We start from the raw sequence: 3,896 nt of genomic DNA, 5'->3' as shown, positions 1-3,896 counted from the left end.
CGACCGCATTCCAACTGATGTACGCGGTTAAATGTGGGAGCGGGCTTGCTCGCGAAGAGGCCCTCAAACCCGCCGCATACCAATATGTGGAATGTCATCCTCCAGATATTCCTCCCCCGCCACCACAAACCCATACCGCCCGTAATACCCCTGCAAATGCGCCTGGGCTGACAGAAAAATCGGCGTCTCAGGCCAGATATCGGCAATGCGCTTGAGCGTCTCTTCCATCATCAGATGCCCCAGCCCAGTGCCGCGCGCCGAAGGCGCCACGATCACCCGGCCAATCACCACGTCACCGCCCTGGGACTCCGGGTCCAGCAGGCGCAGGTAGGCCACCAACTGGTCGTCCTGCCAGGCCATCAGGTGGTGGGTGTCGCCGTCCAGGTCCTGCCCGTCGATGTCTTGATAGACGCACTTTTGCTCAACGACGAACACCTCGCCGCGCAGGCGCAGGATGGCGTATAGCTGTTCCTTGCCCAGGTCAGTGTGATGTTTGCAGACCCAATCGACTGTCATGGCGAAATCTCTTATCAGTAGGTGTTCTGGATAGTAAGCGCGGTAGCCGATTGTGTCTAAATCCGCTGTTTTTTGTGAGTGAAATCAATTTGCCATCATTGAGTGCATTCGCCGCCCGTTTCTTTGTGTAATCTTGAGCTACTGTTAGAACCTCTGGGCCCGCCAAGGACGTTGAGCATGCCGCGATTGTTTCGTGCCGTTGCTTTGATTGGAGTGTTGTTGCTGGCCCAGCCGGCGTTCGCCCAGCGTCTGCGCCTGGTCGCGGATGCCTGGCCCCCCTTTACCGATGCCACCTTGATAAATGGCGGCCTGGCCACCGATATCGTCAGCACCGCCCTGGCCCGTGCGGGCTACGCCAGTGATTTCGAACAGGTGCCCTGGGCCCGGGCGCTGATGGGCGTGGGTGACGGGCGTTACGACGTGCTGGTCAACGCCTGGTACGACGATGCCCGCACGCACCTGGGGCAGTTTTCCGCTGAATACCTGCTGAACCGCGTGCGTTTTATCAAGCGCCGCGACGATCCCATCGAGTTCAAGAACCTGGCGCAATTGCACGACTACCCGATTGCGGTGGTGCGCGGTTATGCCTATTCGGCGGCGTTCGATGGCGATGTGCAGTTGCAGAAAGTGCCGGTGCACAACTTCTCCATGGCCGTGCGCATGCTTGCGGCGCAGCGGGTGCGGCTGACGGTGGAGGATGAATATGTGGCGCGGTATTACCTGGCGCGTGAATCGCCCAAGGTGCGCAATGCGGTGGAGTTTCTGCCGACGCCGCTGAGTGAAAACAGCCTGCATATTCTGGTGAGCCTGAAGAACCCCGAGCATGCGCAGATCGTGGCCGGGTTTGATCGGGAGATTGCGCGGATGAAGGATGATGGCAGTTATGCGCGGTTGATGAAGGCGCATGGGATGTAGGGCCTGGAAGGGCCTCTTCGCGAGCAAGCCCGCTCCCACAGTTGACCGCGTACATCATTTGGAATGCGGTCGAATGTGGGAGCGGGCTTGCTCGCGAAAGCGATTTAAGCCTCGCCAGTCTCTTTGATCAGATGCGCCGCCAAGGTCCGCAACGGCCCCAACTGCCGACAAATCAACGCCAACTGCGTCTGCACCAACCGCTGCCCCTCGTCGATCTCATCCGGCATCTGCTCCAGCTCCGCCGCCAGCGCTTCCTCGGCATCACTCTGAATCGCAATCGGCTGCTTGTTCGCCAGCCCCGTGGCGATCTCGTCGATGCTCGCCGCCAAGGTATTCCCTGCGCCGTCGATCAAATGCTCACGCACCTCCGCCGGCAACTGGGTTTCACGGTGGGCGCCAAGCCCTGACAGGTAGCTGAGCAAGGTGTGGGACAACACCAGGAAGCGGAAGCCCACATCGGCCTCCTTACGGAAGTGCCCCGGCTCCATCAGCATGTTTGCCAGGGTCGTGGACAGCGCCGCGTCGGCGTTGTGCGCGTTGCGCCGGGCCAGGCGGTAGGCGAGGTCGTCGCTTTTGCCGGCGGCGTATTGCTGCATGATCTGGCGCAGGTAGATGCTGTTGCAGGTCAGGGTGTTGGCCAGCACCTTGTTCAGGCGCCGGCCTTGCCAGTCCGGCAGGAACAGGAACACCGCCAGGCCGGCGATCAGGCTGCCGAGCAAGGTATCGAACAAGCGCGGCAGGAACAGCCCGTAGCCATCGCCGACCTGGTTGAAGCAGAACAGCACCATCAGGGTGATCGCCGCCGTGGCCAGGGTGTAGCGGGTGGTGCGGTTGATAAAGAACACCAGGCCGGCGGCGATGGCGAACATCGACTGGACCAAGGGGCTCGGGAACAGGTCGAACAACGCCCAGGCCACGGTGAGGCCGATGGCGGTGCCGATGATCCGCTGGCCGAGCTTGCGCCGGGTGGCGCCGTAGTTCGGTTGGCACACAAACAGCGTGGTGAGGATGATCCAGTAGCCCTGGGACGCGTGGATCGCATGCAGCATGCCGTAGCCCACGGTCAACGCCAGGGACAGGCGCAGCGCATGGCGGAACAGCAGCGACGTCGGCGTCATCTGCGTGCGCAGGCGCGTCCACATTTCCTTGAGGTTGCGCGGGGCGCGGTCCAGCAAGTTGCTGTCGGTGGCCTCCGCCAGGCGGTCGGGGTTGCTGGCATCGCCCAGCAGGCGGTCGAGGGTGGACAGGTTGGCCGCCAGCGCGCGCAGCGAGCGCAGCAGGCCGCGCCACGCCGGGTTGCTCTGGATGCGCAGGTGTTCCAGGGACGCGTTGAGGTCGCCGAGGGCTTCGGCGAAGCTGTCGTCATAGATAAACGGCTGGCGCAGCTGGATCGACTCGGCCAGGGTCTGGCAGGCCTTGCCCTGCTGGCGCAGCAGGCGCTGGCAGCGGAACAGCACGTCGCTGTGGAAGAAGGCTTCGGCCAGGGCGTTGTAAGGGTAGTGCGACGAGCTGGCGCGTTCGTGGATGTCCTGGGCGAGGAAGTACAGCTTGAGGTAGCGGCTGACCTTCGAACCCGGTCGGCCATTGCCCACGCGGTGCAGGATGATTTCCTTCGCGGCATTCAGCGCGGCCACCACCCGGCCGTTTTGCTGGGCCAGTTCCAGGCGGCGTGCTTCCACATCCAACTGGCGGATCGGTTCGAACAGCGAGGATTTGAGCTTGAGGTAACGCCCCAATTCGCGGAACAAGCGCGCCAGGCTCTGCTGCACCGGCTGGTTGGAAAACAGCGCCTGCCACAGCACCGACAGCGCGCCATACCACGCCGCACCGGCTACCAGCAGCAGCGGCTCGTGCCAGAAATCCGAGACCGCGCCACCGCGCTGGTCCACGCCGATCATGGTGTACACCGAGAGGATCAGCGTCGCCGAGGCAATCGCGCCGTAACGCTCGCCGAGGGCGCCGAGCATGGTCAGGCAGAAGGTGGCCAGGGCCAGGGAAATCGCGAAGATCCACGGATAGGGGAACAGCAATTCCACCGACAGCGCGGCGATGCTGAAACACACCAGCGTCACCGCCAGGGCGTTGAGACGGCCCTGCCAGCTGTCGTCGGTCTCGGCCAGGGCGCTGGCGATAATCCCCAGGAACAGCGGGATCAGCAGCGTCATCTCATCCTGATACCAGCACAGCGCCATGCTGCCGGTGAGGGCGATGAATACCCGGATGCTGTAGCTGAATTTATCCAGCGCCCAGAGACGGCGCAGGGACTGCTTGAACGAGGTCGATGACATGAAGGCTGGAGTCTTCCGGGACGATGCCGTTAAGTTGGCGCATCAGTGACGCCACGGCAAGGGTCGCGATCACATCTGCTGGCAAATTATTCCCAAGCACACCACAAAACCAATGTGGGAGCGGGCTTGCTCGCGAAAGCGGTGTGTCAGTCAAAGTTGTTTTAACTGATCCACCGC

The 3,896-nt window shown here is 62.4% G+C and carries 4 protein-coding genes; 1 reads left to right on the top strand and 3 read right to left on the bottom strand.

Translation table 11 applies throughout. The features are described 5' to 3' along the window. Positions 1–63: 63 nt before the first annotated feature. Positions 64–516, bottom strand: a complete 453-nt coding sequence (locus NUV89_RS28385) for a GNAT family N-acetyltransferase (RefSeq protein ID WP_257783920.1) — start codon at positions 514–516, stop codon at positions 64–66. Positions 517–693: 177 nt separating this feature from the next. Here NUV89_RS28385 and NUV89_RS28380 point away from each other — a divergent pair, with 177 nt between their 5' ends. Further along, the gene (locus NUV89_RS28380) at positions 694–1,431 is read left to right on the top strand and encodes an ABC transporter substrate-binding protein (protein ID WP_257783919.1); all 738 of its coding nucleotides are present in this window, start codon (positions 694–696) and stop codon (positions 1,429–1,431) included. Between the two features lie 104 nt (positions 1,432–1,535). Here NUV89_RS28380 and yccS read toward each other — a convergent pair whose 3' ends face one another. After that, positions 1,536–3,719 carry a YccS family putative transporter gene (gene yccS, locus NUV89_RS28375; protein ID WP_017735678.1) on the bottom strand — a complete coding sequence of 728 codons (2,184 nt, stop codon included), beginning with the start codon at positions 3,717–3,719 and terminating at the stop codon, positions 1,536–1,538. Next, positions 3,667–3,896 (bottom strand): hypothetical protein (locus tag NUV89_RS28370; RefSeq protein WP_257783918.1); only part of this gene is annotated, 230 nt, incomplete at its 5' end. The genes yccS and NUV89_RS28370, both read right to left, overlap by 53 nt.

Source organism: Pseudomonas sp. 18.1.10, from assembly GCF_024655625.1.
Classification (GTDB): Bacteria; Pseudomonadota; Gammaproteobacteria; order Pseudomonadales; family Pseudomonadaceae; genus Aquipseudomonas.
The sequence above is the reverse complement of the archived record's forward strand: the minus strand, read 5'-3'. Positions and strand labels throughout refer to the sequence as shown.

Excerpts from the sequence above, each read along its gene's own strand:
- NUV89_RS28385 (WP_257783920.1), bottom strand. The coding sequence starts at position 516 with ATGACAGTCGATTGGGTCTGCAAACATCACACTGACCTGGGCAAGGAA.
- NUV89_RS28380 (WP_257783919.1), top strand. The coding sequence starts at position 694 with ATGCCGCGATTGTTTCGTGCCGTTGCTTTGATTGGAGTGTTGTTGCTG.
- yccS (WP_017735678.1), bottom strand. The coding sequence starts at position 3,719 with ATGTCATCGACCTCGTTCAAGCAGTCCCTGCGCCGTCTCTGGGCGCTG.